This is a genomic window from Bradyrhizobium sp. GW821-FHT12B03 (assembly GCF_058807535.1).
Window position 1 is genome coordinate 146,349 of the sequence record NZ_JBXAQU010000007.1, and the last position, 25,609, is coordinate 171,957.

The 25,609-nt window shown below is 66.3% G+C and carries 26 protein-coding genes; 9 read left to right on the forward strand and 17 right to left on the reverse strand.

Annotated elements, in window-relative coordinates:
• Position 1 precedes the first annotated feature (1 nt).
• A complete protein-coding gene (locus AC1RUR_RS16055) occupies positions 2–769 on the forward strand; it encodes a LamB/YcsF family protein (protein ID WP_492845590.1) in 768 nt (255 codons plus the stop codon).
• On the opposite strand, the gene AC1RUR_RS16060 is transcribed toward AC1RUR_RS16055, so the two are convergent.
• The 6 genes from AC1RUR_RS16060 to AC1RUR_RS16085 are packed head-to-tail and all read right to left on the reverse strand — an operon-like array spanning position 762 to position 5,439.
• The gene (locus AC1RUR_RS16060; RefSeq protein WP_492845592.1) at positions 762–1,196 is read right to left on the reverse strand and encodes an acetyl-CoA carboxylase biotin carboxyl carrier protein; all 435 of its coding nucleotides are present in this window, start codon (positions 1,194–1,196) and stop codon (positions 762–764) included. The two genes, AC1RUR_RS16055 and AC1RUR_RS16060, sit on opposite strands and share 8 nt — an antisense overlap.
• Positions 1,181–2,164, reverse strand: a complete 984-nt coding sequence (locus AC1RUR_RS16065) for a 5-oxoprolinase subunit C family protein (protein WP_492845594.1) — start codon at positions 2,162–2,164, stop codon at positions 1,181–1,183. The genes AC1RUR_RS16060 and AC1RUR_RS16065 overlap by 16 nt, the downstream gene beginning before the upstream one ends.
• Positions 2,161–2,823, reverse strand: a complete 663-nt coding sequence (pxpB, locus tag AC1RUR_RS16070; RefSeq protein WP_492845596.1) for a 5-oxoprolinase subunit PxpB — start codon at positions 2,821–2,823, stop codon at positions 2,161–2,163. Before pxpB ends, AC1RUR_RS16065 begins: the two co-directional genes overlap by 4 nt.
• Positions 2,820–4,175: an acetyl-CoA carboxylase biotin carboxylase subunit gene (gene accC, locus AC1RUR_RS16075; protein ID WP_492845598.1), complete on the reverse strand. Its 1,356-nt coding sequence runs from the start codon at positions 4,173–4,175 to the stop codon at positions 2,820–2,822. The genes pxpB and accC overlap by 4 nt, the downstream gene beginning before the upstream one ends.
• Positions 4,175–4,633, reverse strand: a complete 459-nt coding sequence (accB, locus tag AC1RUR_RS16080) for an acetyl-CoA carboxylase biotin carboxyl carrier protein (RefSeq protein ID WP_492845600.1) — start codon at positions 4,631–4,633, stop codon at positions 4,175–4,177. Before accB ends, accC begins: the two co-directional genes overlap by 1 nt.
• Positions 4,634–4,680: 47 nt before the next feature.
• Positions 4,681–5,439 (reverse strand): SDR family oxidoreductase, encoded by a 759-nt coding sequence (locus tag AC1RUR_RS16085; protein ID WP_492845602.1) that lies wholly within the window; start codon positions 5,437–5,439, stop codon positions 4,681–4,683.
• A gap of 186 nt (positions 5,440–5,625) precedes the next feature.
• On the opposite strand from AC1RUR_RS16085, the gene AC1RUR_RS16090 reads away from it, so the two are divergent.
• The 3 genes from AC1RUR_RS16090 to AC1RUR_RS16100 all read left to right on the forward strand — a co-directional run bounded on the left by AC1RUR_RS16090 (position 5,626) and on the right by AC1RUR_RS16100 (position 8,427).
• Positions 5,626–6,612: a LysR substrate-binding domain-containing protein gene (locus AC1RUR_RS16090; protein ID WP_492845604.1), complete on the forward strand. Its 987-nt coding sequence runs from the start codon at positions 5,626–5,628 to the stop codon at positions 6,610–6,612.
• 97 nt (positions 6,613–6,709) lie between these two features.
• The gene (locus AC1RUR_RS16095) at positions 6,710–7,381 is read left to right on the forward strand and encodes a 4-carboxy-4-hydroxy-2-oxoadipate aldolase/oxaloacetate decarboxylase (protein ID WP_492845606.1); all 672 of its coding nucleotides are present in this window, start codon (positions 6,710–6,712) and stop codon (positions 7,379–7,381) included.
• A 59-nt stretch (positions 7,382–7,440) separates the two neighbouring features.
• Complete coding sequence (locus tag AC1RUR_RS16100) at positions 7,441–8,427, forward strand: peptidyl-alpha-hydroxyglycine alpha-amidating lyase family protein (RefSeq protein WP_492845608.1); 987 nt, start codon at positions 7,441–7,443, stop codon at positions 8,425–8,427.
• Between the two features lie 8 nt (positions 8,428–8,435).
• Here the strand turns inward: AC1RUR_RS16100 and AC1RUR_RS16105 are convergent, their stop codons facing one another.
• The 11 genes from AC1RUR_RS16105 to AC1RUR_RS16155 all read right to left on the reverse strand — a co-directional run bounded on the left by AC1RUR_RS16105 (position 8,436) and on the right by AC1RUR_RS16155 (position 19,317).
• Entirely contained in the window at positions 8,436–8,723 is a 288-nt protein-coding gene (locus AC1RUR_RS16105) for a YciI family protein (RefSeq protein WP_271569245.1), read from the reverse strand.
• A gap of 76 nt (positions 8,724–8,799) precedes the next feature.
• Positions 8,800–9,774: a sugar ABC transporter substrate-binding protein gene (locus tag AC1RUR_RS16110; RefSeq protein WP_492845610.1), complete on the reverse strand. Its 975-nt coding sequence runs from the start codon at positions 9,772–9,774 to the stop codon at positions 8,800–8,802.
• 43 nt (positions 9,775–9,817) lie between these two features.
• Positions 9,818–10,795 (reverse strand): ABC transporter permease, encoded by a 978-nt coding sequence (locus tag AC1RUR_RS16115; protein WP_492845612.1) that lies wholly within the window; start codon positions 10,793–10,795, stop codon positions 9,818–9,820.
• A complete protein-coding gene (locus AC1RUR_RS16120; RefSeq protein ID WP_492845614.1) occupies positions 10,792–11,742 on the reverse strand; it encodes an ABC transporter permease in 951 nt (316 codons plus the stop codon). The genes AC1RUR_RS16115 and AC1RUR_RS16120 overlap by 4 nt, the downstream gene beginning before the upstream one ends.
• A complete protein-coding gene (locus AC1RUR_RS16125; protein ID WP_492845616.1) occupies positions 11,735–13,258 on the reverse strand; it encodes a sugar ABC transporter ATP-binding protein in 1,524 nt (507 codons plus the stop codon). The genes AC1RUR_RS16120 and AC1RUR_RS16125 overlap by 8 nt, the downstream gene beginning before the upstream one ends.
• A gap of 10 nt (positions 13,259–13,268) precedes the next feature.
• Positions 13,269–14,663 (reverse strand): FAD-linked oxidase C-terminal domain-containing protein, encoded by a 1,395-nt coding sequence (locus AC1RUR_RS16130; protein WP_492845618.1) that lies wholly within the window; start codon positions 14,661–14,663, stop codon positions 13,269–13,271.
• 61 nt (positions 14,664–14,724) lie between these two features.
• Positions 14,725–15,609 (reverse strand): intradiol ring-cleavage dioxygenase, encoded by an 885-nt coding sequence (locus AC1RUR_RS16135; RefSeq protein WP_492845620.1) that lies wholly within the window; start codon positions 15,607–15,609, stop codon positions 14,725–14,727.
• Positions 15,610–15,624: 15 nt separating this feature from the next.
• Positions 15,625–16,527 (reverse strand): NAD(P)-dependent oxidoreductase, encoded by a 903-nt coding sequence (locus tag AC1RUR_RS16140; RefSeq protein WP_492845622.1) that lies wholly within the window; start codon positions 16,525–16,527, stop codon positions 15,625–15,627.
• A 21-nt stretch (positions 16,528–16,548) separates the two neighbouring features.
• Positions 16,549–17,913: an amidohydrolase family protein gene (locus AC1RUR_RS16145; protein WP_492845624.1), complete on the reverse strand. Its 1,365-nt coding sequence runs from the start codon at positions 17,911–17,913 to the stop codon at positions 16,549–16,551.
• 4 nt (positions 17,914–17,917) lie between these two features.
• Positions 17,918–18,997, reverse strand: a complete 1,080-nt coding sequence (locus AC1RUR_RS16150) for a maleylacetate reductase (protein WP_492845626.1) — start codon at positions 18,995–18,997, stop codon at positions 17,918–17,920.
• On the reverse strand, positions 18,994–19,317 hold the full coding sequence (locus AC1RUR_RS16155; RefSeq protein WP_492845629.1) for a Dabb family protein: 324 nt from the start codon (positions 19,315–19,317) through the stop codon (positions 18,994–18,996). The genes AC1RUR_RS16150 and AC1RUR_RS16155 overlap by 4 nt, the downstream gene beginning before the upstream one ends.
• 108 nt (positions 19,318–19,425) lie before the next feature.
• Between AC1RUR_RS16155 and AC1RUR_RS16160 the strand changes: the two genes are divergently transcribed.
• The 5 genes from AC1RUR_RS16160 (at position 19,426) to AC1RUR_RS16180 (ending at position 25,573) form a co-directional block, all read left to right on the forward strand.
• Positions 19,426–20,349 carry a LysR family transcriptional regulator gene (locus tag AC1RUR_RS16160; protein WP_492845631.1) on the forward strand — a complete coding sequence of 308 codons (924 nt, stop codon included), beginning with the start codon at positions 19,426–19,428 and terminating at the stop codon, positions 20,347–20,349.
• Between the two features lie 13 nt (positions 20,350–20,362).
• Positions 20,363–21,808: a xylulokinase gene (gene xylB / locus AC1RUR_RS16165; RefSeq protein ID WP_492845633.1), complete on the forward strand. Its 1,446-nt coding sequence runs from the start codon at positions 20,363–20,365 to the stop codon at positions 21,806–21,808.
• 130 nt (positions 21,809–21,938) lie between these two features.
• The gene (locus tag AC1RUR_RS16170; RefSeq protein WP_492845635.1) at positions 21,939–23,462 is read left to right on the forward strand and encodes a sugar ABC transporter ATP-binding protein; all 1,524 of its coding nucleotides are present in this window, start codon (positions 21,939–21,941) and stop codon (positions 23,460–23,462) included.
• Positions 23,455–24,495 carry an ABC transporter permease subunit gene (locus AC1RUR_RS16175; protein WP_492845637.1) on the forward strand — a complete coding sequence of 347 codons (1,041 nt, stop codon included), beginning with the start codon at positions 23,455–23,457 and terminating at the stop codon, positions 24,493–24,495. The genes AC1RUR_RS16170 and AC1RUR_RS16175 overlap by 8 nt, the downstream gene beginning before the upstream one ends.
• Before the next feature lie 130 nt (positions 24,496–24,625).
• Positions 24,626–25,573: an ABC transporter substrate-binding protein gene (locus AC1RUR_RS16180; RefSeq protein WP_492845639.1), complete on the forward strand. Its 948-nt coding sequence runs from the start codon at positions 24,626–24,628 to the stop codon at positions 25,571–25,573.
• Positions 25,574–25,609 lie beyond the last annotated feature (36 nt).

Consider the following 25,609-nt stretch of genomic DNA (forward strand, 5'->3'; position numbering starts at 1 on the left):
CATGAAAATCGGCATCAATTCGGACATGGGCGAAGGTTTCGGCAATTACAGCATCTGCGACGACGAGGCGCTGATGGGCATCGTCTCGTCCGCCAACGTGGCCTGCGGCTTCCACGCCGGCGATCCCATCATCATGGATCGCATGGTCCGGCTGGCGAAGCAGAAGGGCGTCGAGGTCGGCGCCCATCCGGGCCTGCCGGATCTGCTCGGATTTGGCCGCCGGGTGATCCAGATGGACGCCGCCGAGCTCGAGAAGCACATGGTCTATCAGATCGGCGCCTTGCAGGCGATCGCGGCCAATGCCGGCCACCGCGTGACCCATGTCAGCTTCCATGCCGCGATGGGCAACATGGTCAATGCGGCCCCTGACATGGCTGACGTCGTCGCCCGCGCGATTGCGACCATCAATCGCGATTTCATCGTGTTCTCGCAGCCTGACGCCGAGATCGTGCGCGCCGCGCGCAAGGTCGGCCTGCGTGTCCTGACGCTGTTCCTGGCCGATCGCGCCTACGACGAGAACGCCCATCTGGTGTCGCGCAAGCTTCCCAATTCCGTCATCACCTCGACGGAAGCCGTGGCCGAGCGGGTCAAGCGGTTCCTGGACAGCGGAACGGTGCAGACCATCGAGGGCAAGTCGATCAAGATCGAGGCGCGCTCGATCCTGATCCACAGCGACACGCCCGGATCGGTCAATCTCGCCGGCACCGTGCGCCGGGTGATCGAGCAGGGCGGCGGCGAAGTCACGCCCGCGACCGTCCTGCTCAACTGACCGGGCCGCTCCCGGCGAGCGGACGGATGCGCACGATCGGTGTGCCGTAGCCGATCATGGCGCCGGTCTCCGCGATCACGGCATCGACGGTGCCGGCGGCTGGTGCCACGATGGGCGCGTACAACAATCCGATCTTGACGAGGCCGACGATCGCGCCGGCCTCGATGCGCTGGCCGGGTGCGACGAACGGCTTGTCGCGCCAGGGATGGGCCGCAAGGAAATGTCCCGCGACATCGGCTTTCGCAATGACGGAATGGTCCGTCGCAGGAGCGGTCGCGGCGGCAGACGCCGGTGAGCCAGCCATCCGGGCGCCGGTGTCCACGACGAGCTTCAGGGATTGTCCGGGCACCTCGATCTCGATCGTGTCGACGCCGGACCTTTCCAGGATCTGCGCCAGACGCTCGATATCGGTCAGCTCGATCGGCATGTTCTGCTCTCCTCGACAAGGCGCACATGGGTCCTGAGCCGATCGAGATAGGCGGACATCTCGGCCTCGGCTTCCAGCGCATCGCTGTAAGCGGTCTGCTCGAACCGCAGCTTGCCGCCGAGCCGCGCCTGTCCGACGCGCCACAGATCGGCGCCGATCACGGTCGCGATCTTCGGATAGCCGCCGGACGTCTGCGCGTCGCGCATCTGGATGATCGGCTGTCCGTTCGGCGGAATCTGGATGACGCCGGGGACGATGCCGTGCGAGCGCTTCTCGATCGGCGCCTTCGGCTTCACGGCAGGGCCTTGCAGGCGGTAGCCGTAACGGTTGCTCTGCGGCGTGATCTTCCAGCTGCTGGACCAGAACAGCTCCTGCGTGGCGGCGTCGAACCCGTCATACTCGCCGGCGATCACGACCCTGACGATGGTCTCGCCCGCGGCAGCGTTCGGCCGCGCGAGCGTGATCCCGGCCGGTTCGACGCCGAGCTCGCCGATGATCGCGGTTGACGCGGCGCAGGGCAGGATGTCGCCGGGCTGGAGCGGCCGTCCGTGCAATCCGCCGAACTCGCCGCGAAACTGCGTGCTGCGCGAGCCCAGCGCCATGGGCACGTCGATGCCGCCGTCGACGGTCAGATAGAGTCGTGAGCCGCGTGGCATCGCCGTGACGGTCAGGATATCTCCGGCGCGGGCATGCGATCGCCACCATGGCGGGATTGCGCGTCCTGCGATCTCGGCCTCGACATCGGCGCCCGTGAGTGCAAAGGCCATGTCCCGGCCGAAACGGAGGCGGAACGGCATCATCGGGATCTCGATGCCGGCGGCGTTCTCGTCGTTGCCGAGCAGGATGTTGCCGGCGCGCAGCGCAACGTCGTCCATCGCGCCCGACGTGCCGACCCCGAAGCGATACTGGTCGAAGCGGCCGAGATCCTGGACGCTGGCGGGACCCGTGACTGCCAGGATCTCGATCACCGGATCACCTGCTTGATCTCGAAGCGGATGGTGTCGCCCGGCGCCAGCGCGGCCGGCGTCGGCCAGGACGGATCGAAGAACGTCCAGCTCGTGTGCCCGATGGCGTGCCAGCCGCTCGGCCCGGGCGATGCGGAGACACCCGTCTGCGATCCACCGATGGAGACCGAGCCGCCCGCGGAACGCTGCAGCGGCGTCTGCCGCCGCGGCATGGTGATGCGCGGGTCCATCCCACCGAGATAGCAATAGCCGGGATGGCTGCCGAGCGCGAACACCGTGTAGAGCGGTGCGGCATGCAGCGACACCACGTCGTCGACCGACAGGCCGCAATGATCGGCGACGGACTGCAGCTGCGATCCGATCTCGCCGCCATAGGTGACCGGCAGCCGGATCTCGCGGCCGCCGATCACGAGGCCTTCCGCCGCGTCCCAGCCGTCGTTGAGCGCGGCGATCAGGGTGTCGAGCTCGCGCGGAGGGGTCTCGAAGGTCAGCATCAGATTGGTGATGCCGGGAATGGCCTCGCGGATTCCCGGCCATGTCGACGCGGTGGCGGCCAGCGCCCAGATGCGCCGCTGATGCGGCAGGTCGAACGTTCCCGGTGCCTCGAACAGCAGGGCTGATGTCCCGAGCAGGCTGATCCGCGGCCGGTCAGACGACGTCATTGCGCGGCCACCCGCGCATTCATCCAGTGCTCGAGATGATGGATGTCGTAGCCGCCGCGGCAGAACGCGGGATCGGCGAGGATCGCCTGATGCAGCGGCACATTGGTCCGGATGCCTTCGGCGCGCAATTCGGACAGGGCGACGCGCGCACGCGCCAGGGCCTCGTCGCGGGTGCCGCCATGGGCGATCAGCTTGCCGATCAGCGAATCGTAGTGACGGGGAACGGTGGCGCCGGCCGTGACGTGCGAATCGATCCGGATGCCGATGCCGCCCGGCACATCCCAGCGCGTCACCGTGCCGGGCGAGGGCGCGAAGCTGGTGGGGTCTTCGGCATTGATGCGGAATTCGACCGCATGGCCGACGGGCGCGATGTCGCTCTGTGAGATCCCCAGCGGCTCGCCTTGCGCGATGCGGATCTGCTCCCTCACGATGTCGATCCCCGTCGTCATCTCGGTGACGGGATGCTCGACCTGGACGCGCGTGTTCATCTCGATGAAGAAGAACTGCCCGTCCTCGTAGAGGAATTCGAAGGTGCCGGCGCCGCGATAGCTGATCCGCCGGCAGGCTTCGACGCAGCTTGCGCCCACCTGCGCGATCAGCGCGCGATCGATGCCGGGCGCGGGAGCTTCCTCGACGACCTTCTGGTTCCTGCGCTGGAGCGAGCAGTCGCGGTCGCCGAGCCAGAGATGATTGTCGTGCTGATCGGACAGCACCTGAATCTCGATATGGCGGGGCTTTTCGAGGAATTTCTCGATGTAGACCGCAGCGTTCCCGAAGGCCTTGCTGGCTTCGGCGCGGGTCAGCGCCAGCGCCTCGTCCAGCGCGCCCTCGCTCCGCACGATCCGCATGCCACGCCCGCCGCCGCCACCGGCGGCCTTGATGATTACAGGATATCCGATGTCCCGCGCGATCGCGCGCACCTCCGCCGGATCATCCGGCAGCGCGCTGTCCGGCCCGGGTACGCAAGGCACCCCCGCCATCCGCATCGCGCGCTTGGCCGCGACCTTGTCGCCCATGGTCCGGATGCAATCCGCGGGCGGGCCGATGAAGGTGAGGCCGGCGCGCGCGACCCGGTCGGCGAACTCCGCGCTTTCGGAGAGGAATCCGTAACCCGGGTGAATTGCCTGGGCGCCGCTGGTCTCGGCCGCGAGCAGGATCGCCGCCACGTTGAGATAAGTGCTGCTTGCCGGCGCCGGTCCGATGCAAAGCGCCTGGTCGGCAAGCGCAACGTAGCGCGCATCGCGGTCCGCTTCCGAGTGAATGACGACCGTCTTGAGACCCATCGCCCGACAGGCGCGCTGGATGCGAAGCGCGATCTCGCCGCGATTGGCGATCAGGACCTTGTCGAACATCAGGATGAACCCGCAGGGCCGATCCGGAACAGGGGCTGCCCCGCTTCGATCTCGTCACCGTTCTCCGCGAGGATCGCCAGCACGACACCGGGCGCCTCGGCGGCGATGTCGATGAAGGTCTTCATCGCCTCGATGATGCAGATCTTCTGCCCTGCCTCGATCCGCGTGCCGACCTCGACCAGCGGCGGCTCGTCCGGCGCCGCGGCCCGGTAGAACACGCCGTGCATCGGTGCGGGCACGAGGATGTCGGTGGTCGCGTCGGGGGCAGGGCTCTCCCGGTGATCAGGGGCGGGAGCCTCAACGCTGCTCCCGCTTGCAGGGTGTGCGGGGACCGCGGGTGTCCCCGCAGGCGCACGCTTGAGGATGCGGATGCGGGTGCCGTCCTGTGTGAGGTCCAGCTCCGCGATGGAGGAGCGCGCAACCAGATCCACGAGTTGTTCGATCTTGGGGAAGTCCACAGTCACGCTCCGCGTTGACGGCCTGTCGAGTTCGCGGCGTTCATGCGTCACTCGGCCGACGGCCGGCTCTTCTGTGCAAAATTGAGGCCGCCGACGACCTGCTGGGTCGGCAGCACTTCCATGAAGGCGACATTCATGCGCGCCGGCGATCCAACCGCGAAGGCGATCGAATTGGCGATGTCCTCGGGCTGGAGTGCATCGTAATCGTCGAAGAAGCGGCGCTTGGCTTCGGCCAGATCACCCAGCAGCCGTCCGAACACTTCCGTCTCGACCCGGGCCGGCGATATCTCGGTGACGCGAACCCTGGTTCCGTAGAGATCGACGCGCAATTGCTGCGACAGCGAGTGAATGCCCGCTTTGGTGGCATGATACACGGTGTTTCCGCCGCCAAACGCGTAGTGGCCGGCGATCGAGGAGATGTTGACGACATGGCCGCGGTCGCGGCGCGCCATGCCCGGCACGACGAGCCGCGTTAGATGCAGAACGGCGCGCAGATTGACGTCGATGAGCGCGTCGACGTCCTCCGGCGTGGTGTCCAGGATATTGCCGCGCCGGGACTGGCCGGCATTGTTGATCAGGACGTCGAACTCGGCCGATTGCGCCAGTGCCGCAAGCGCGTCGAGGTCGCTGATGTCAACGGCGCAGGGGCGGCATCCGGTCTCCGCGGACAAGGCGCTCAGGCGCGTGGCGTCGCGGGCCACGGCGTAAACTTCGAGCCCTTCCGCACGCAGGCGGCGAACCGTCGCAGCCCCGATCCCCGAGGATGCGCCCGTGACCAGGGCCGTTCGATAGTCCGAAAATCCCATCCGTGAGGGCTCCTCTGCTACCGTCCAACCCGCTGGTGGCGTCGGCTGCAACGCGAGCGGCGGACGAGTGCAGCACTACCTATAGGCCCCTCGGGTTCCCAGTGGTAAGAACAATTCCTTCTGATCCCATAGCTTCAGCCTATTGCTGCTGCATGGCTCCCTGTCTGGATATCCGGAGACGCCGTATTGGATACGAAACGTTTGGAGGCCTTCATCAAGGTCGTGGATCTCGGCAGTATGACGAGCGCGGCGAAGGTGCTGAATGTCGCGCAGCCGGCCCTGAGCCAGCACATTGCGAGCCTGGAGGCGGAATTCAAGTGCAAGCTGCTCGATCGCAGCGCCCGCGGGGTCAAGCCCACCGAGGCCGGACGAATCCTCTATCGCTATGCGAGGTCGATCCAGCGGCAGATCGAAGAGGCGAGGCGCACCATTCTGGACAACAAGCCGGAGTTGACCGGCAACGTCACCATCGGCCTCGCCCCGCTCAGCTCGGCGGCATTGCTCGCGACCCCGCTCCTGATGCAGATTCGCGAACGCTATCCCGGCATCGTGCCGCACATTTACGACAGCTCCGGGATCATGCTCAGCGAAATGATGCTGAAGGGGAGCATGGACATCGCTGTCCTCTACGGCGATCGCCCGGTGACCGGTCTCGATTACAAGCCGCTGATGCGCGAGCATTTTTATCTTGTCGCGCCCCGCAGCATGTATCCGGAACAGATGCCTCCGGAGGAGGTTTCGGCGGAGGAGGTCGCGCAATTCGACCTGCTGCTCCCCTATCGGGAATCCTTCCTGCGACAGACGGTCGAGCGGGTCTGCGCCGAGGTGGGGCTCCGCCCGCGCATCGTCGCCGAGATCCACTCCCAGTCGACCCTGTCTTCGGCGATTGCAGCCGGAGTGGGGGCTGCCGTGCTCCCGATCTCCATCGCAAAGGCATTGCCGAACCTGGATGAACTCTGCATTCGGCGGATCAATGCGCCGTCGGCCTCGCAGCAGATGTCGCTCTGCATCTCCGATAACGCTGCCTTGTCCGATGCCGCATTCGCCGTCTACAAGATATTGCTCGAGATCATCGTCAAGACCTGGGGGCCGTTCGATTTCCCGCCCGGCACGACGACCATCGCAGAAGGTCCCCCGACATCGCCTCTGGACGGTCAGAAGAACGAGCCATAACGAAACGCGATGTGGCAATCCTAAAATCTGAAATTCTCCGACGTGAGACGGTCGACTATCTCAGGTGAAGCGCAGATTGCGGACCCTCGGAGGGACCATGGTTCACGTCGTCAGAACATTCGATCGGCCTGGTGCAGACCTCGTCGAGCGCATCAAGCAGTTTCCTCCGTCCACCCTGCACGAGGCGCAGGGTCGATCGGGTGCGCTGACCTCCCGCATCAAGCCGATCTATTCCGGGATGCGCGCCTGCGGACCGGCGCTGACGGTGAGCTGCCATCCGGGCGACAACATGATGCTGATCACCGCGATTTCGCTGGCCAAGCCAGGTGACGTGCTCGTGGTGAGCGCGGGCGATCATCCCGAGCAGGGCGGCTTCGGCGAGGTGCTGGCGACGGCCTGCGTCGCCAAGGGCATCGTCGGCCTGGTCACGGATGCCGGCGTTCGCGATGGCCTCGCGGTGCGCGCCACCGGCTTCAACGTCTTCTCCTACGGCCTTTGCATGAAGGGCACCGTCAAGGAGACCCTCGGCACCATCAATCAGCCGATCGTCATCGGCGGCATCGCCGTCCGTCCCGGCGACATCGTAAGTGCCGATGACGACGGCGTCGTGATCGTGCCCAAGGAGAACATCGCCGACGTCTGCGCCAAGTCCGCGGCGCGCGAGGACAAGGAAGCCGGCGTGATGAAGGCGCTCAAGGCCGGCGGTGACATCCTCGAGCTGTCCGGCATCGGCAAGGTGCTGGAATCCAAGGGCTGCACCTTCGCCTGAGCGGCATGCGCCGCAGGCGAGCAACAACGCGCCGCAAGCGAGCAATGACAGGACAACCAGTGGCAGCCATTCTCGGCTCGGGCGAGCATCGCTACCGCGTCGTCGACAATTGGGCGAAGCTGCCGGATGGCTGGCAGCTCACCGACGTAGCCTCGGTCGCGGTCGACAGCCGCGATCGCATCTACGTCTTCAACCGCGGCGCCCATCCGATGGTGGTGCTCGACCGCGACGGCAATTTCCTGCGCAGCTGGGGCGAGGGCCTGTTCTCCCGCGCTCATGGCCTGCACATCGACGCCGATGACAATCTCTACTGCACCGACGACGGCGACCACACCGTGCGCAAATGCACGACCGACGGCAAGGTGCTGCTGACGATCGGCGTGCCCGAGAAGCCGTCGCCGTTCATGAGCGGCGATCCCTTCCATCGCTGCACCCACACGGCGCTGTCGCCCAAGGGCGAGATCTACGTCTCCGACGGCTACGGCAACGCCCGCATCCACAAATTCACCCCGGACGGCAGGCTGATCAACAGCTGGGGTGCGCCCGGCACCGACCCCGGCCAGTTCAACATCGTGCACAACATCGTCACCGACGCCGATGGCTGGGTCTATGTCGCCGACCGCGAGAACCATCGCGTGCAGGTGTTCGACGGCAACGGCAAGTACGAGACGCAGTGGAACAATCTGCACCGGCCGTGCGCGCTGTGCTGCTGCGGCGGGGCCAGGAGCCCGACCTTCGTGATCGGCGAGCTCGGCCCGGCCATGCCGGTCAACCGCAAGGTGCCCAATCTCGGCCCGCGGCTGTCGATCGTCGATGCCAAGGGCCAGCGCATCGCGCGGCTCGGCGGCGAGGACGGCCCCGGTCTTGCGAGCGGCAAATTCCTCGCGCCGCACGGCATCGCGCTGGATTCCAGGGGCGACATGTATGTCGGCGAGGTCGGCGTCACCGACTGGAAGACCAATTTCCCGGACGAGGACATGCCGACCGTGGTCCGCACCTCGCGTTGCCTGCAGAAGCTCGAGCGCGTGGCGGACGTTCCCCGCTAGAGGCCCGCTCAGCCCTGGCGGCGCAGAAATCCCGTGATCGTGACCTTGTCCCAGATGCCGGCCGCGGCGAAGGGATCTGCGCGGTTGAAGGCTTCGACCTCGTTGCGGCCCGGCGCCTCGATCAGGAACAGGCTGCCGATCATGGTCGCGCCGTCGTCGGAGACGAGCGGCCCCGACATCACGATCTTGACGCCGAAGCGCGAGGTGTCGCTCAGGAAAGCCTTGTGCGCGTCGTAGTTGGCGAGCCTGGTCGGCAGCGCGCCGGCGCGGTCGATGGCGTGAATGGCGAACAGCATGATGTCTCCGTGTTCTTACTTCGGTTCTTGGGACGGCCGCAGGGGCGGCCGTCCGTGTTTGTCGTGATCGGTTGATCTACTTGCCGCCGAGCTTGCTGGCCTCCTCGAAGGTCGGGCAGGTCCGCTGCTCCAGCGGCACGTCGAACGGCTGGTAATTGTCCTTGGTGATGACGGTCGGCTTCAGCACGATCTCGGCGATGACGGGCTGGTTGCGCAAGGAGCGGATCGCCATCATGGTGCCGAGGCAGCCCTGCGCAAATCCGTTGTAGTCGCCGCTCGCCAGCAGCTTGCCGGACTTGATCGCGTCGATCGCCTCCTTGGTGCCGTTGATGCCGATCACCTGCGCCTTGCGGTTGGCGCCGTCGAGCGCCTCGATCGCGCCGACCGCCATGGCGTCGTTGGCGGCGAGCACGCCGTCGATCTGCGGATTCGACTGCATCAGATTCTCCATCACCTGGAGCGCCTGGAGCCGCTGATAGTTGCCGGGCTGCGAGGCCAGCAGCTTGGCGCCTGCGTTCTCCTTCAGCGCGTCGTTGAAGCCGCGCACCCGGTCGACGTTGGTCAGCGAGCCCTTGACGCCCTCGATGATGACGATGTTGCCCTTGCCGCCGAGCGTCTTGAGCAGGAAGCGTGCGGTTTCCAGCCCGAGGCTGTAATCGTCGGCGCCGACGAAGGAGAGGAACTTGCCGCCCGCGGAGCGGTCGGTGATGTTGACGACGGGGATCTTGGCCTCGTTGATCTTCTCGACCCCCGGCACCATCGCCTTGTAGTCGACGGGCGTGAAGACGATGGCGCTCGGTTTCTTCACCACGACATCCTCGATCTGGCTGAGCTGCTCGGGGATCGAATCCGGCTTGGTCGGAATGTACTGGAGCGTCTTGGCGTTCAGCACCTTCGCCATGTTGTCGGCGCCGACCCGCACCGTCTGGAAGAACGGGTTGGTCTGGTTCTTGGTGAAGACGGCGATGGTCTCGCCGTCGGCGCGGGCCTGTGTCGTGAACGCGGCAGCCACCAATAGCGGTACTGCCAGGTAACCCAGTTTCTGTTTCATGTTGCCTCCATCCCTCATTTTGCTTGTTTGACGTCTTGAGAACTCATTGCGCGCGGCGGCGGGTCTTCATGTCGAGCCAGACCGCGAGAATGACGATGATGCCTGTCACCAGCGGCTGCCAGTTGGCGCTGACCGAGAGCAGATTCATGCCGTTCAGCACCAGCGTCAGGATCAGCGCACCGATGAAGGTGCCGAACACGGTGCCGACGCCGCCGAACAGCGAGGTGCCGCCGATCAGCACGGCCGCGATCGCGGGCAGCGTCAGGCTTTCGCCGATATCGGCCTCGGCCGAATTGAGCCGCGACAGGAAGATGATCGAGGCGAGTCCCGCCATGGTGCCGGAGACGGCATAGACCAGCAGCAGGCGCCGCGCGACCGGGATGCCGGAGAGGCGCGCGGCGACCGGATTGGCGCCGATCGCATAGATCTCCTGGCCCCAGACCGTGCGCTGGGCAAACAGCGTTCCGATGCCGAGGAACACCAGCAGCAGATAGACCGGGATCGGCAAGCCGAACAGATAGCCGCTGCCGATCTGGCGGAAGCCGGCCGGAAAACCGTGAAGCGTCTCGCCCGCCATGTACCAATAGGTGAGGCCGTTCAGCACCCAGAGCATGCCGTAGGTGGCGATGAAGGAGGGGATGCGCAGCGCGGTGACCATGACGCCGTTGAGGAGCCCGACGATGCCGCCGCAGGCAAGTCCGGTGAGGATGCCGAGCGCGGGCGAGCCGGTCTTGTGGATCACGGTCCCCGCGATGCAGGCCGACAGCGCGACATTGGCGCCGACGGAGAGATCGAGACCGGCGGTCAGGACCACGAGGGTCAGGCCGGAGGCGATGAAGAAGGTCAGGCTCGCTTGCCTCAGCACGTTGAGGATGTTGCCGAGGCTCAGGAAGGACTCGCTGAGCACGGCGAGCACCGCGCAGATCAGCAGTGCCGCGAGCAGCCGGTAGAACAGCTGGATCGCGTCCTGCGACAGGAAGGAGCGGGGCGGCACGATCGCCTCTTTGGTGATGTCGGTCATGCGCGGCTCCGCAGGCCGTCGAGGAACAGGGCGACGATGACGAGGACGCCGACGCTTGCGACCTGCACCGAGGATGGCAGCGAGATCAGGTTCAGCCCGTTACGCAGCACGCCGACGGAGAGAACGCCGAGCAGCGTGCCGAGCAGCCAGCCATTGCCGCGCTCGAAGGAGGTGCCACCGACCGCCACCGCGGCGATGGCGTCGAACTCGAGCCCGAGGCCGGCGGTGGGATGACCGGAGTTCATTCGCGCGGTCATCAGCAGGCCCGCGATGCCGGCCATGGCGCCGCCGATCGCATAGACCGCGATCAGGAGCCGGTTCGGCGAAAGGCCGGCATAGCGCAGCGCCTCACGATTGCCGCCGAGTGCGAAGATATAGGTGCCGAAGCGGGTGTGATAGAGCAGGCCGTGAAACGCGGCGTAAGTCACCAGCGCCATTACGATCGGCACGGGGACGCCCAGCAGCGTCGCCGAGTAGATGTCGCGCACGCTGTGAGGGATGCCGACCACGCTCTGGCCGTCGCTGACGATCAGCGACAGGCCCTGCGCCATGCCGAGCGTGCCGAGCGTCGCCACGAAAGGCGGAATGCCGAGGATCGCGACCAGCCAGCCATTGGCGATGCCGAAGGCCGTGCCGACCAGCAGGCCGGCACCCAGGCCCAGCAGCATCGACTTGGTCGCGAGCGACACGATCGCGACGCAGAGCGAGGTCAGCGTCAGCACCGCGCCCATCGACAGGTCGAGTCCCTCGGTCATGATGATCAGGGTCATCGGCAGCGCGAGCATGGTCAGGATGGTCGATTGCACCAGCACGTTGGAGAGGTTGGCGACCGACAGGAAGCCGGGCGCGATCGCGCTGAACAGCGCGATCAGCAACACCAGCACGATGGCAACGCCGGGAATGCGTTGCAGCGGATTGGGCTCGGAAACGACCGCGGCTTCACGCATGATGCATCCCCAGTCGCACGATGTTCTCCTCCGTCAGTTCGGCTCGTGTCAGGTGTCCCGCGATGCGGCCCTCGCGCATTACATAAGCGCGGTCGCAGACATGGCAGATCTCGACCTGTTCGGACGAGATCATCAGGGCGGCGGCGCCTTCCGCGACCAGGCGGTCGATCAGCGCAAAGATCTCGGACTTGGCGCCGATGTCGATGCCCCGCGTCGGCTCGTCGAAGATGAAGAGCTTCGAGCCGGCCGCCAGCCATTTGCCGATCACGACCTTCTGCTGGTTGCCGCCGGAGAGCAGGCCGACGGTCTGGCGCGCGCTGGGCGTCGCGATGCGCAGTTGCCGGATCAGGCCGTCGGCGGTGCGCTGCGCGGAGCGCTGATCGAACAGTCTGCTCGGGAACAGTTTTCGCAATGCCGACACCACGAGGTTGTCGCTCACCGACCGGAGCAGCGCGAGGCCTTCGCTCTTGCGGCTCTCCGGGATCAGCGCGATGCCGCGGCGTGCGGCGAGGTCAGGCTCGCCGGAGATGCTCTTGCCGTCGAAGATGATTTCGCCGGCGCTTGTGGGATCGGCACCGAAGATGGCGCGCGCGACCTCGCTGCGGCCTGAGCCGACCAGGCCGCAGAGGCCGACGATCTCGCCCCGGCGCACCTCGATGTTGATGTCGGAGATGCCGGTCGACGCGCTCAGGCCCCTGACCTCCAGCAGCAGTTCGCCGGGCTTGTCGGCGAAATTGCGCGGATAGGTCATGTCGACGGTACGGCCGACCATCATGCGGACGAGCTGGTCCGGCGTGACGTCGGCAGGTTTGACGCCGTCGATGCGGCGGCCGTCGCGCAGCACCGTGATGCGATCGCCGAGCGCGAACACCTCGGCCATGCGGTGCGAGATGTAGACGATGGAGACGCCGTCGGCCTTCAGTCGCCCGATCAGCGCGAACAGCAGCTCGGTCTCGTGGTCGGACAGCGCCGCGGTCGGCTCGTCCATGACGAGGATACGCGCGTTCTGGCTGATCGCCTTGGCGATCTCGACCATCTGCTGCTGCGCCACCCCCAGCTTGTCGACGATGGTGGAGGGGTCGATGTCGAAGCCGATCGTGCCGAGCACGCGTTTGGCGTCGGCGAGGATCCTGCGCCGGTCGATGGTGCCGGGGATGCGGCCCTTCGGCTCGCGGCCGAGGAAGATGTTCTGGGCGATGTCGAGATGGGGGACCAGCGAGAATTCCTGGAAGATCACGGCGATGCCGAGCGTCTGCGCATCCGCAGTCGAATTGATCGCGACCTTGTCGCCCTTGTAATAGAACTCGCCGGCATCGGCGCTGTAGGCGCCGCACAGCACCTTCATCAGGCTCGACTTGCCGGCGCCGTTCTCCCCCAGCAGCATGTGGACTTCGCCGGGGTAGACGGCAAACGACACGTCGTCCAGCGCCTTGACGCCGGGAAATTCCTTGCTGATGCCGCGCAGCTCGAGCAGCGGCGTGGGCGAGGTGACCTCGATGGGGAGCGCGTCGCTCATGCCATCTCACTCATGTCTTGGCTCCGCCTGAAAAGATCTTTCCGGGGTTCATCAATCCATCAGGATCGAGCGCGGTCTTGATCGACCGCATCACGTCGACGGCCTCGCCGAGCTCGTCGGCGAGATAATCGATCTTGCCGAGCCCGATGCCGTGCTCGCCGGTGCAGGTGCCGTCCATGGCGATGGCGCGGGCGACCATTCGGGCCTGCAGCGCCTTGGCGCCTTCGCTCTCCGCAGGCTTGGCCGGATCGATCAGGATCAGCATGTGGAAATTGCCGTCGCCGACATGGCCGACGATCGGGGCGGTGAAGCCGTGCGCGTCCGCGTCACGCCGCGTCTCGGTCAGGCATTCCGCCAGCCGCGAGATCGGCACGCAGACATCGGTGATCACGGCGCGCGCGCCGGGCCGCAAGCCCAGGCCCGCATAGAGCGTGTTGTCGCGGGCGTGCCACAGCCGGCTGCGGTCTTCCTGTGCCTTGGCCCAGGCAAAACCATGCCCGCCATGGTCGGCGGCGATCGCCTCTGCGGCCTCGGCCTGCTCGGCGACGGAGGCCTCGGAGCCATGGAATTCGAAGAACAGGGTGGGTGCCTCGCGATAGCCGAGCTTGGCGTAGGCATTGATGCCGCGCATCATGACATCGTCGAGCAATTCGATGCGCGCCACGGGGATCGCGGACTGGATCACGGAGATCGCGGTGTCCACGGCATCATGCAGTGTGTCGAAGCTGCAGACCGCGGCCGAGATCGCCTGCGGCACGGGATGCACCTTCAGCGTGATCTCGGTGATCAGGCCGAGCGTGCCTTCGGCGCCGACGAACATGCGTGTCAAATCATAGCCGGCGGCCGATTTGCGGGCGCGCTTCGCGGTCCGGATCGCGCGGCCGTCGGCCAGCACCACCTCCAGCGCCATGACATTGTCCTTCATGGTGCCGTAGCGCACCGCCATGGTGCCGGAGGCCCTCGTCGACGTCATGCCGCCGATCGAGGCGTCGGCGCCGGGATCGATCGGGAAGAAAAGACCTGTGTTGCGCAGCTCGGCATTGAGTTGCTTGCGCGTGATGCCGGGCTGCACCACGACATCCATGTCGCTGTCGTGCACGGCCAGCACCTTGTTCATGCGCGCGAAGTCGAAGCAGACGCCACCGGCGACAGACGCCGCATTGCCCTCCAGCGAGGTGCCGGCACCGAACGGCACGATCGGCATGCCCGCGCCGGCACAGAGCTTGACGATCTCGACGACCTCCTGCGTCGTCTCGGGGAAGACGACGATGTCAGGCGGCAGGCTCTGATAATGCGACTCGCTCTGGCCATGCTGATCGAGCACGCCGCGCGCAACGCTCGCGCGCGGGCCGATCATGCCCGTGAGGCGATCGGCCAAAGCTGCTGTGCTGACCCGCGGTCCCATCCTTGCTCCCTGTCTGCCCCGATGACGGACTCTTGTCGGTCCGTTAGCGTTGTGGTTCGGCTTAGGCGGCTCTTGCGTTGCTCGCAACCTGCTTCAGGCCGAAATCGTAGTTGAGATGAAAATACTCGCCGTCCACCATGCGACCATCCGGCGCACGCCCTGCCGGGTGGCGGACGAACTCGCGGATCAGGCTGTCCTTGACGCCGAACACCACGTCGCTGTCGAGATATTTGTCGCCGGCGACGAACACGTGAGTCACGAGCTGCTCGAAGCCCGGCGCCGAGATCATGAAATGCACATGCGCCGGACGCCAGGGATGGCGTCCCTGTACCTCCAGCATCTCGCCGACCGGGCCGTCATGCGGGATCGGATAGGCCGCCGGCTTGATCGACCAGAAATGGAAGCGGCCGTTGGCGTCGGTGTGGAAGCGCGCGCGCATCGCGAGATCGCCGATGTCGTCGAGCTGCTGCACGTCGTAATAGCCGTCGTCGTCGGAATGCCAGACGTCGACGATGGCGCCTGCCAGCGGCTTTCCGTCGACGGTCGAGACCGAGCCGGTCACCAGCATCGGATCGCCCTCCATCGGACCCGAGATGTCGGCGCCGCTGTCCTTCTCCGGCGCCGCCTGGACGAAGAAGGGCCCAAGCACCGTCGTCTCGGTCGCACCTTCCGGCACCGGATGGTTGATCGCGTCGACCAGCATGGAGACGCCGAGCGTGTCCGACAGCAGGATGAATTCCTGGCGCTTGTCGTCGCACATGTGGCCGGTGCGGGTCAGGAAGTCGATGCCGTATTCCCATTCCTTCTGCGTCGGCCGCACCTCGCGAACGAAGGCATGGAGGTGGCGCACCAGCGCCTCGCTGACCTCTTTGATGCGCGGATCGGTTGCATCTGCGATCCGCTCCAGCACCGCGTCCGTGATCGTGGTCTCGTTGAAGTTGCGCATAGATGTCTCCGCTGATCAGAGCTTTGGTTCGCCGAGGCCGGACAGCCGCTCGAGATGCTTCACGGTCGCGATGAAGTCGGCCTCGCCGTCGCCCTGCGCCACCAGCGAGCCATAGGTCTCGCGCACCTGCGCCGCGAGCTGCAGTGGCACGCCGACGGCGTGGCCGGCGCCGAGAATGAGATCGAGGTCCTTGGCCATCTGCCTGCAGGAGAAGGTGGACTCGAAATCCCGCGTCCGCAGCGGCGCGGTCTTGTACTTCACCATGGGCGAAGCCACAGCGCTGTCGTCGAGCACCTTCAAAATGTCCGGCCACGCGATGCCGCCCTTGCGCGCCAGTGCCAGGCTTTCCGCCATCATCGCGGCCGACACCGCGATCATCAGATTGACCGCGAGCTTGGCGTAGCGGGCTTCCTCGGCCGGCCCGAGATAGGTCTGGGCGCGGGTGAAGGCGGCGAACAGCGGCCTTGCATTGCCGAAGGCGTCCTCCGGCCCCGAGACGAAGCAGGTCAGGGCGCCGGTGTGAACGATGCTGGCATTGCCGGAGACCGGCGCGCGCAGATAATGGACGCTGCGCGCCTGCGCGGCCGCCGCAACTTCGGTGGAGGCCTCGACGCTCACGGTGCTGGTCTCGACCAGAACGGCTCCGGGCGTCATCGCGGCAATGAGGCCGGCGGAGCCGAGCAGCGCGCCGCGCAAGGCGGCGTCGTCCGGCAGCGACGTAACGACCGCCGCTTTGCCGCTCACGGCGTCGGCCGGTGAGGCGGCAATCGAAATGCCCAGCGTGCGGGCCTCGCTGATCCGTGCCGCGCTCTGGTCGAACGCGGTCACGGCAAAACCGGCCTTGGCGACGAGCACCGACATCGGCAGGCCCATCTTGCCGATCCCGATGAAAGCGACTTCTTTTGCAGCGTCAGTCATTGTTGTTGCCCATTGGCGCCTTCAGGCGGCGCGTCCCTGTCGTTCGATATCCTGCACCAGCCGCCGGCCGGATTCCGCCAGCAGCTCCTTCTTTGTTTCCAATCCCGCGACCAGCAGCCGGCCGTCCCGTTTCGTCCACGCGCCGCCGATCATGACGGCCTCGATATTGGCAAGGCTCGTCTGCATCACCACGGTCGCGACGGGATCGTGCACCGGGACAAGGTTGAGATCGGAGGCGTTGATGATGACGAGGTCGGCGAGTTTTCCGGGCGTCAGCGATCCGATCTGGTCCTCGCGACCGAGCATGCGCGCGCCTTCCGTCGTGATCCAGCGTAGCGCCTCGCGCACGGGGATCGTGGTCGTCGCCGGAATGGTACCGCTGCCCTTGCGCGTGTCCGCATTGTCGAGCGCCCGCTGCATCGACAGCGCGACGCGGGCGGCGGAGAAGAGATCGCCGGCCAGCACGGATTCGAGGTCAATGCCGATTGTCGGCCGCACGCCGCGCTTGAGCAGCCGTCCGGTGATCGGGAAGCCATGGCCCTGGATCATCTCGTTCTCCGGCGTTACCGAGAAGGACACGCCGAGGTCGATCATCCGGTCGAGCAGATCGTCGGGCAGATCGTTGCCGTGGACGATGTTGATTCCGCCGCCGACGAGGCCCGCCGCGATCAGCTTCTCCCAACCGTCAGGCGTCTTGGCCGGTCCACCGCCCTGGTGCATCGATGCGATCAGCTCGAGCTCGCGCGCCAGGCGGAAATCGTGCATGGCGACGTCGAGCGTCGAATAATGCGGACCCAGGATCGCAAGCCCGAGCGTCACGAGGCCGTCGCGGTCGGCGAGGGGGCCGGCGAGCAGCCGCTCGACCTCGCGGCGTGGATGCGGCACTTCCGAGAAATGCGGCTCACCCGGCTTCGGCTCCGGTTTCGGCGAGCCGTGGAAGAAGGCGGCGCGGATGCCGCTCTCGATCAGGCCGCGCACGGCAGCGTCGGTATGATCAGGCGTCGGATTGTTGTGGCACCAGTCGACCAGCGTGGTGGTGCCGGAATTGATCTGGTTCAGCGCGCCGACCAGCGTGGCGATGTAGATGTCGTCGGGCCGGAACACGGTCGCGAGCCCGGCATGCATGCGACGGAAATATTCCAGCAGCGTCCAGTTCGCGGCATAGCCGCGCAAGCCGGTCTGCCAGGTGTGCATATGCGCGTTGATCAGGCCGGGGATGACGATGCGGCCTGTGCCGTCGACGATCTCCGTGTCGGCCGCGACATCGATCGTCGGGCGCACGCTGGCGATGCGGCGGCCCTCGACCAGCACATCGCCGGTGCCGAGGTCGCCGATCGCATCATCCATGCTGATGATGGTGGCAGATTTAATGAGCGTGCGCCGCATCGCTTCAAGCCGCCGCTTTGATGACGACGGGCGGCTCGCCGGCCCAGGCGCGCGCGATCAGGTCGCGGATGGCATTGCGCTCCAGCGGCCGTGGATTCCAATAGGCATTGGTGACGGCAAGGTCGGCCGCCTTGTCGATGCCGCTCTCGGGCATGCCGACGTCGCGCAGCGCCAGTCTTGCCCCCAGCCGCTTCGCAAGGTCGAAAAGTCCCTGCGATGCATCGGCGGCCCCGATCGCGCGCGCGATGCGCGCCATCGCCTCGGGCACCGCGGGCGCGTTGTAGGCCAGCGCATGCGGCAGCACGATGGTATGGGTTTCGGCGTGCGGCAGATCGAAGCTGCCGCCGAGCGTGTGGCAGAGCTTGTGATGCAGCGCCATGCCGACCGTGCCGAGGCAGACGCCGCACAGCCAGGCGCCATAGAGCGCCTCGGTGCGGGCCTCCCGGTCATCGCCATCAGCGGCAATGGCGGGCAGGGCACGCGCGAGCGCGCGGATGCCTTCTTCCGCCATCAGCGATGTCACCGGATTGGTGTCACGCGCATAAAGCGCCTCCACGGCGTGCGCGATCGCATTGATGCCCGATGTCGCGGCGAGACTCGCCGGCAGCGTCAAGGTGAGATCGACGTCGTAGATCACGGTCTCCGGCAGCACGGCCGCATCGCGCACCGTGGTCTTCAAGCCGTTCTCGGTCTGGCCGACGATCGGTGTCATCTCCGAGCCGGCATAGGTGGTGGGAATGCAGAGCTGGTTGACGCCGGTGCGCAAGGCGAGCGCCTTGCCGAGACCGGTGGTCGAACCGCCGCCGAGCGAGACGACGCAATCCGCCTCGCACGCCTTCATCGCGTCGAGCGCCTTTGCGGTGATCTCGACCGGGGTGTGCATGGTGGCGCCGGGGAAAAGTCCCGCATAGAGCGGGCCGAGCGCGGCACCGAGGCTCTTGCCCTGCGCCTCCTGCTGCGGCGTCGTCAGCACCAGGGCGCGCTTGCCGCCGAGCCGCTCCACCTCGGCCTTCGCCGAGGCAAGGGTTCCGCTGCCGAACACGACGCGGCAGGGCAGGTTTTCAAAGGTGAACGAACCGATCATGCGCCGGTCTCTTTGATGGGATAATCGACCTGGAAGCGGCCGATGCGCAAGTCGCCCAGCGCCTCGCGCACGCGCAAATGCTCGGGGTGGGTGGCATAGGCCGCCAGTGCGGCCTGGTCGGTGAATTCCGAGAACAGCACGACGTCGCAGGCGTAGTCGACGGCGCTCACGTCGACGCCGACCTCGATATGGGTGAGGCCGTCGATCCGGCCGCGCAGGCCCTCGAACAGGGTCTTGACCTTGGTTCGGGCAGCGGACCGCTCCGCAGGCGTCTCCCCGCGCAGCCGCCACATCACGATGTGCCTGATCGGGCCCGACATTTCCCTGTTTCCTCGCCTGTCATCTTGCTTCTGTTGACCCCATTTTGGCTTGCGGGATACGGAAATAAAGGCCAATAATTGTAAGTCTCTTTTCCTGTAAGTGGAAAAATGGATCGGCTGCTGCAATTGGAGGTGTTCGCCAAGACGGCCGAGCTCGGCAGCCTGTCCAAGGCCGCCGAGGCCTTGCGCATGTCGAATGCGGCCGCGAGCCGCTATCTCAGCGCGCTGGAGGAGCGCCTCGCCGTTCGCCTGATCGAGCGTAACACCCGCCGCTTGTGGCTGACCGAGGCGGGCCAGGAATTGCTGGAGCGCTCCAGCCGGGTCTTGAGCGAACTGGCGGAAGCCGAGGACATCGTCAGCGATCGCGCGCTGTCGCCGCAGGGCATGCTGCGGGTCACGAGCTCGCTGTCCTTTGCGGTGATCTATCTGGCGCCGATGCTGCCGGCCTTTCGCGCGCGCTATCCGAAGCTCAACATGCAGATCACCACCGCCAACCGCTATCCCGATTTCATCGAGGCCGGCATCGATGTTGCGATCCGGACCCGCGAGCAGGAGCCGGATTCGAACATCATCGTGCGCCGCATCGGCCAGATGCGCCGCGTGCTCGCGGCAGCGCCGTCATATCTCGCGAGCCATGGCGAACCGGAGCAGCCCGCCGATCTCGCGCGCCACAACATGCTGGTCTACAATCTCGCCAACGATCCCTATTCCCTGCGTCTGCGCAGGAGCAGTGGAACGCAGACGGTGCGCATCACGCCGACGCTCGACAGCAATGACGGCCAGGTCATTCGCGGCGCGGCGCTCGCGGGCCTCGGCATCCTGATCCAGCCGCTCTATATCGTGCAGAGCGACATCGCGGCGGGCCGTCTCGTCCCGGTCCTGCTGGATTGGGAGCTGCCTCTGCTCACCATGAACATCGCCTACCAGAACCGTGCCGGCCTGCCGGCCAAGATCAGGGCCTTTTCCGACTTCCTCGTCACCCACATCCGCGAGCATTCGGAGCCGGGGATCTGGATGGACGCGGCGAAGTAAGCGGGAGACTTTCGTGTATCTCGGCATCGATCTCGGCACCTCGGCCGTCAAGACCGTTCTCGTCGACGGTGCCCAGCGCGTGATTGCAAGCGAGAGCCGGCCGCTCGCGACCGCCTCGCCGCAATCAGGCTATTCCGAGCAGGACCCCGCGCAGTGGATCGATGCGACCTTCGCCACGCTGGATGCCCTGAAGGCGACGCATGCCGGCGAGTTGGCGGCCGTCGAAGGCATTGGACTGTCCGGCCAGATGCATGGCGCCACGCTGCTCGATGCGAGCGCGAAGCCGCTACGGCCTTGCATCCTCTGGAACGACGGACGCTCCGCTGCCGAGTGTCGCATCCTGGAACGACGCTGGCCCGCCTTGCGTGCGACGACGGGCAACAAGGCGATGCCGGGATTCACCGCGCCGAAGCTGCTCTGGATCGCGGCGCATGAGCCCGACATCTTTGCGGCGACGAAGCTCGTCCTGTTGCCAAAGGCCTATCTGCGCCTGGTGCTATCGGGCGAGGCCGTCGAGGACGTCTCGGACGCATCGGGATCGCTGTGGCTCGACGCCGCGCGCCGGGACTGGTCGGAGGCAGCGCTGGCAGCGACCGGCCTGTCGCGCGATCACATGCCGCGTCTGGTCGAGGGATGCGCGCCCGCCGCGACGCTGCGCGGCGAGCTCGCGCGGCGCTGGGGCATGACCCGGCAGCCGGTCATCGCGGGCGGTGCCGGCGACAATCCGGCGGGCGCCGTCGGCATCGGCGCGATCCGGCCGGGAACCGCGTTCGTGTCTCTGGGAACCTCGGGTGCCCTGCTGGCACCGACCGGCAGCATCGCCGCCAACCCGGACCGCGCGGTGCATACGTTCTGCCACGCCATTCCGGGCATGTGGATTCAGGCCGGCGCGATCCTCTCGGCCGCCTCCTGCCTCGCCTGGGCCGCGCGCCTGTTCGGCATCACCGAGGCCGAGTTGCTGGCGCCGCTGGGTTCGCGTCCGCAGGCGCCGTCGCCCGTGAGCTTCCTGCCTTATCTTGCGGGTGAGCGGACGCCGCACGACGATCCCGCCGTGCGCGGCATGCTCGACGGCTTGAGCCACGGCACCGATCGCGGGACGATCGTGCAGGCGGTGCTCGAGGGCGTCGCCTTCGCGCTTGCCGATTGCCGCGACGCGCTCGCGGATGCCGGCATCGCGATCGCGGAAGCTGATGTCATCGGCGGTGGATCACGATCCCGGTTCTGGCTCTCGGTTCTGGCCAACGTGCTGAATGTTCCGGTCCATCGCTTTGCCGGAGGCGAGACCGGCGCGGCGTTCGGTGCGGCAAGATTGGGGCGGCTTGCTGTCACGGGTGAGGCAATCGCCACCGTGTGCACGCGGCCGCAGCGCATCGAGACGTTCGAACCTGACACCGGGCTGACCGATGCTTACGCCGAACGGCTTCTCGCCTGGCGCGAACTGTATCGGCCGCGCCACTAGCATCGCCGCGATATCGCATTTCGCTGTGTTCGGTATTGCCCTGTGCCGCGGCCTTTTGTTTAATGCGTGAGCCGCGCTGACAAGAAGATCGAGACGCGGGTGGGAAACGCATTGTGCGCCGGGAGGCACGATGAACGATCCGATCCTCGAGATGCGCGGGGTCTCGAAGTCCTTCTTCGGCATCAAGGCGCTGCGTGCCGTCGATCTCACCGTCTATGCCGGCGAAATTCATGCCTTGATGGGTGAGAACGGCGCCGGCAAGTCGACATTGATGAAGATCCTGTCCGGCGCCTACAGGCCCGATCCCGGCGGCGAGATCCGCATCGAGGGAAGCCCGGTCCGGATCGAAGGTCCGCTCGGCGGCCGCGCGGCGGGCATCTCCATCATCTATCAGGAGCTGTCGCTCGCTCCCAATCTCAGTGTGGCCGAGAACATCTATCTGGGACGGGAGATGTCGCATGCGGGTTTGCTGGCGCGCGGCGCCATGCGCGAGGGCGTCGGCCCCATCCTGAAACGGCTGGGCGCAGACTTCCTGCCGTCGACGCTGGTGGCGCATCTCTCCATGGGCCAGCGGCAACTGGTCGAGATCGCCCGTGCGCTGCATGCGAGATCGAAAATCCTGATCATGGACGAGCCGACCACCGCGTTGTCGGCCGGCGAGAGCGCGCGGCTGTTCGCGCTGGTCCGCCAGCTTCGCTCGGAGGGGCTCGCCATCATCTACATCTCGCATCGCATGGACGAGGTCTACGCGCTCGGCGACCGCGTCACCGTGCTGCGCGACGGCCGGCTGGTCGGCTCGCTCGACAAGCCCGACATCCGCGCCGACACCATCGTTCGGCTGATGGTCGGGCGCGACGTCTCCTCGTTCTACAAGAAGGACCATGATCCGAAGGCGGGGCGGGGACATCCCGTGCTCGCGGCGATCGACATGGCCGACGGCCAGCGCGTCAAGGGCTGCTCGCTCACCGTGCATGCGGGCGAGGTGGTCGGTCTCGCCGGCCTGATCGGCGCTGGCCGTACCGAGCTTGCCCATCTCATCGTCGGCGCGGCACCGAAAACGTCGGGCCGTCTCGAGCTTGAAGGGCGCCCGGTCGAGATCCGGACCCCCGGCGCGGCGCTCGAGGCCGGCATCGCCTATCTCACCGAAGACAGGAAGGCGCTCGGCCTGTTTCTCGACATGTCGTGCCTGGACAACATCAATCTCGCCGTGCTCGGGCGCGATGCGAAGCTCGGCTGGTTCCTGGATCGCGACAAGGCGCGCGAGCGCGCCGACAGGGCCTTCGCGGGGCTCAGCATCCGCGCCGCCAATGTCGGCGTCCCCGCCGGCGGCCTGTCCGGCGGCAACCAGCAGAAGGTGCTCCTGTCGCGGCTTCTTGCCATTGCACCGAAGGTCCTGATCCTCGACGAGCCGACGCGCGGCGTCGATGTCGGCGCCAAGTCGGAGATCTATTCGATCATCGACAATCTGGCCAAGGCCGGCACCGCGATCCTCGTTATCTCGTCCGACCTGCCCGAGATCATCGGCATCTGCGACCGCGTCATCGTGATGCGGGCCGGGCACATCGCCGGCGAGGTCACGCGCGGTCCGCATTTGCCGCTGACACAGGAAGACATCATGGCGCTTGCCACGGGGATGGAGCATCTCGATGCCTGACAATGGTGCTGCGGAGGTCCAGTCCGCCCCGACGGCCACCAACGGTGCCGCCGCAGAGACGAGGCGCCAGCGCGTGAGGGTGCTCATCAGTGCGCTCGGCATGCTGCCGGTGCTGCTGATCCTCTGCATCGGCTTCCATTTTCTGTCCGAGGGCCGCTTCTTCACCGGACAAAATCTCGGCATCGTGTTGCAGCAGGCCGCGGTGAACACCGTGCTCGCCGCGGGCATGACCTTCGTGATCCTCACCGGCGGCATCGATCTTTCGGTCGGCTCGATCCTCGCGGCCTCCGCGATGGCCGGGCTGACAATTTCGAAACTGCCGGAGCTCGGGATGCTGTGGCTGCCGGCCGCCGTTGTGACGGGTCTCGGCTTCGGTGTCGCCAACGGCGCGCTGATCGCGCTGCTCCGCCTGCCGCCCTTCATCGTCACGCTCGGCTCCCTCACCGCCGTACGCGGCCTGGCACGACTGCTCGGGGCCGACACGACCGTGTTCAATCCCTCGATTCCCTATGCCTTCATCGGCAACGGTTCGCTGACGCTGGTTCCCGGCGTTGCGTCGATCCCGTGGCTCTCGGTGATCGCCCTGCTCGTCATCCTGGTCTCCTGGCTGGTGCTGCGCCGGACCGTGCTTGGCGTGCACATCTATGCGGTCGGCGGCAATGAGAGCGCGGCGCGGCTTGCCGGCATCAAGGTCTGGGCCGTGCTGATCTTCGTCTACGGCATCTCCGGACTTTTCGCCGGGCTCGGCGGCGCCATGCAGGCGGCGCGGCTCTATGCGGCCAACGGCCTTCAACTCGGCCAGTCCTATGAACTCGACGCGATCACCGCCGTGATCCTCGGCGGCACCTCCTTCGTCGGCGGCATCGGCTCGATCTGGGGCACGCTGGTCGGCGCGCTGATCATCGCGGTGCTGTCGAACGGCCTCATCCTCGTCGGTGTCTCAGACATCTGGCAATACGTGATCAAGGGCCTCGTCATTATCGGTGCGGTCGCGCTCGATCGTTACCGGCTGCAAGGCTCCGCCAGAACTTAAGGGGCTCGGCCAGAACTTAAGGGGCTCCGCCAGAACATAAGAAAACTCGGCGCGCGCCCGCTCGAAGTGAATTCCGTTGCGGCAACTGGTCTGCCGCGCCGGGGACCAAGACAGACCAGGGAGGAAGTCCATGTTGAAGACGATCATGCTCGCCGGCGCCGCGACGGCGCTGGCCCTGACCACCGCGCCGTGCTTCGCCAAGGAGCTCAAGTCGATCGGCGTCTCGCTGGGATCGATGGGCAACCCGTTCTTCGTCGCGCTGTCGAAGGGCGCGGAGTTCGAGGCGAAGAAGACCAATCCCAACGTGAAGATCACCACGGTCGGCTTCGAATACGATCTCGGCAAGCAGGTCACCCAGATCGACAACTTCATTGCCGCCGGTGTCGACCTGATCCTGCTCAACCCCGGCGATCCCAAGGCGATCGGGCCGGCGATCAAGAAGGCGCAAGGCGCAGGCATCGTCGTCGTTGCGGTCGATACTGCGGCCGAAGGCGCCGATGCCACCGTGACCACGAACAACGTGCAGGCCGGCGAGATCTCCTGCCAGTACATCGTCGACAAATTGGGCGGCAAGGGCGACGTCATCATCGAGAACGGGCCGCAGGTCTCCGCCGTGATCGACCGCGTCGTCGGCTGCAAGAACGTCCTTTCGAAGAATCCCGGCATCAAGGTGTTGTCCAACGACCAGGACGGCAAAGGCTCGCGCGAAGGCGGCCTCACCGTGGCGCAGGGCTATCTGACCCGCTTCCCCAAGATCGACGCCATCTTCGCCATCAACGATCCGCAGGCGATCGGCACCGACCTTGCGGCGCGCCAGCAAAACCGCAGCGGCATCGTCATCACCGCGGTCGACGGCGCGCCCGATATCGAGGCGGCGCTGAAGGATCCGCAGTCGCCGCAGATCCAGGCCTCGGCCTCGCAGGACCCGTTCTTCATGGCGCGGCGGGCCGTGCAGGTCGGTGTCGGCATTCTCAATGGCCAGAAGCCGGCCTCGACCGTCGAGCTGCTGCCTTCCAAGCTCGTGACCAGGGACAACGTTGCCGAGTACAAGGGCTGGACCTCGGATCGATCCCAGTAAAGCGCCTTGCCGGGCGCGCTCGAAACACGACATGAC

Excerpts from the sequence above, each read along its gene's own strand:
- AC1RUR_RS16135 (WP_492845620.1), bottom strand. The coding sequence starts at position 15,609 with ATGCGCAACTTCAACGAGACCACGATCACGGACGCGGTGCTGGAGCGG.
- AC1RUR_RS16140 (WP_492845622.1), bottom strand. The coding sequence starts at position 16,527 with ATGACTGACGCTGCAAAAGAAGTCGCTTTCATCGGGATCGGCAAGATG.
- accC (WP_492845598.1), bottom strand. The coding sequence starts at position 4,175 with ATGTTCGACAAGGTCCTGATCGCCAATCGCGGCGAGATCGCGCTTCGC.
- AC1RUR_RS16170 (WP_492845635.1), top strand. The coding sequence starts at position 21,939 with ATGAACGATCCGATCCTCGAGATGCGCGGGGTCTCGAAGTCCTTCTTC.
- AC1RUR_RS16095 (WP_492845606.1), top strand. The coding sequence starts at position 6,710 with ATGGTTCACGTCGTCAGAACATTCGATCGGCCTGGTGCAGACCTCGTC.
- AC1RUR_RS16105 (WP_271569245.1), bottom strand. The coding sequence starts at position 8,723 with ATGCTGTTCGCCATTCACGCCATCGACCGCGCCGGCGCGCTGCCGACC.
- AC1RUR_RS16180 (WP_492845639.1), top strand. The coding sequence starts at position 24,626 with ATGTTGAAGACGATCATGCTCGCCGGCGCCGCGACGGCGCTGGCCCTG.
- AC1RUR_RS16060 (WP_492845592.1), bottom strand. The coding sequence starts at position 1,196 with ATGCCGATCGAGCTGACCGATATCGAGCGTCTGGCGCAGATCCTGGAA.
- AC1RUR_RS16130 (WP_492845618.1), bottom strand. The coding sequence starts at position 14,663 with ATGGGACCGCGGGTCAGCACAGCAGCTTTGGCCGATCGCCTCACGGGC.
- AC1RUR_RS16125 (WP_492845616.1), bottom strand. The coding sequence starts at position 13,258 with ATGAGCGACGCGCTCCCCATCGAGGTCACCTCGCCCACGCCGCTGCTC.
- AC1RUR_RS16145 (WP_492845624.1), bottom strand. The coding sequence starts at position 17,913 with ATGCGGCGCACGCTCATTAAATCTGCCACCATCATCAGCATGGATGAT.
- AC1RUR_RS16055 (WP_492845590.1), top strand. The coding sequence starts at position 2 with ATGAAAATCGGCATCAATTCGGACATGGGCGAAGGTTTCGGCAATTAC.
- AC1RUR_RS16175 (WP_492845637.1), top strand. The coding sequence starts at position 23,455 with ATGCCTGACAATGGTGCTGCGGAGGTCCAGTCCGCCCCGACGGCCACC.
- AC1RUR_RS16110 (WP_492845610.1), bottom strand. The coding sequence starts at position 9,774 with ATGAAACAGAAACTGGGTTACCTGGCAGTACCGCTATTGGTGGCTGCC.
- AC1RUR_RS16150 (WP_492845626.1), bottom strand. The coding sequence starts at position 18,997 with ATGATCGGTTCGTTCACCTTTGAAAACCTGCCCTGCCGCGTCGTGTTC.
- AC1RUR_RS16115 (WP_492845612.1), bottom strand. The coding sequence starts at position 10,795 with ATGACCGACATCACCAAAGAGGCGATCGTGCCGCCCCGCTCCTTCCTG.
- AC1RUR_RS16155 (WP_492845629.1), bottom strand. The coding sequence starts at position 19,317 with ATGTCGGGCCCGATCAGGCACATCGTGATGTGGCGGCTGCGCGGGGAG.
- AC1RUR_RS16120 (WP_492845614.1), bottom strand. The coding sequence starts at position 11,742 with ATGCGTGAAGCCGCGGTCGTTTCCGAGCCCAATCCGCTGCAACGCATT.
- AC1RUR_RS16085 (WP_492845602.1), bottom strand. The coding sequence starts at position 5,439 with ATGGGATTTTCGGACTATCGAACGGCCCTGGTCACGGGCGCATCCTCG.
- AC1RUR_RS16160 (WP_492845631.1), top strand. The coding sequence starts at position 19,426 with ATGGATCGGCTGCTGCAATTGGAGGTGTTCGCCAAGACGGCCGAGCTC.
- pxpB (WP_492845596.1), bottom strand. The coding sequence starts at position 2,823 with ATGACGTCGTCTGACCGGCCGCGGATCAGCCTGCTCGGGACATCAGCC.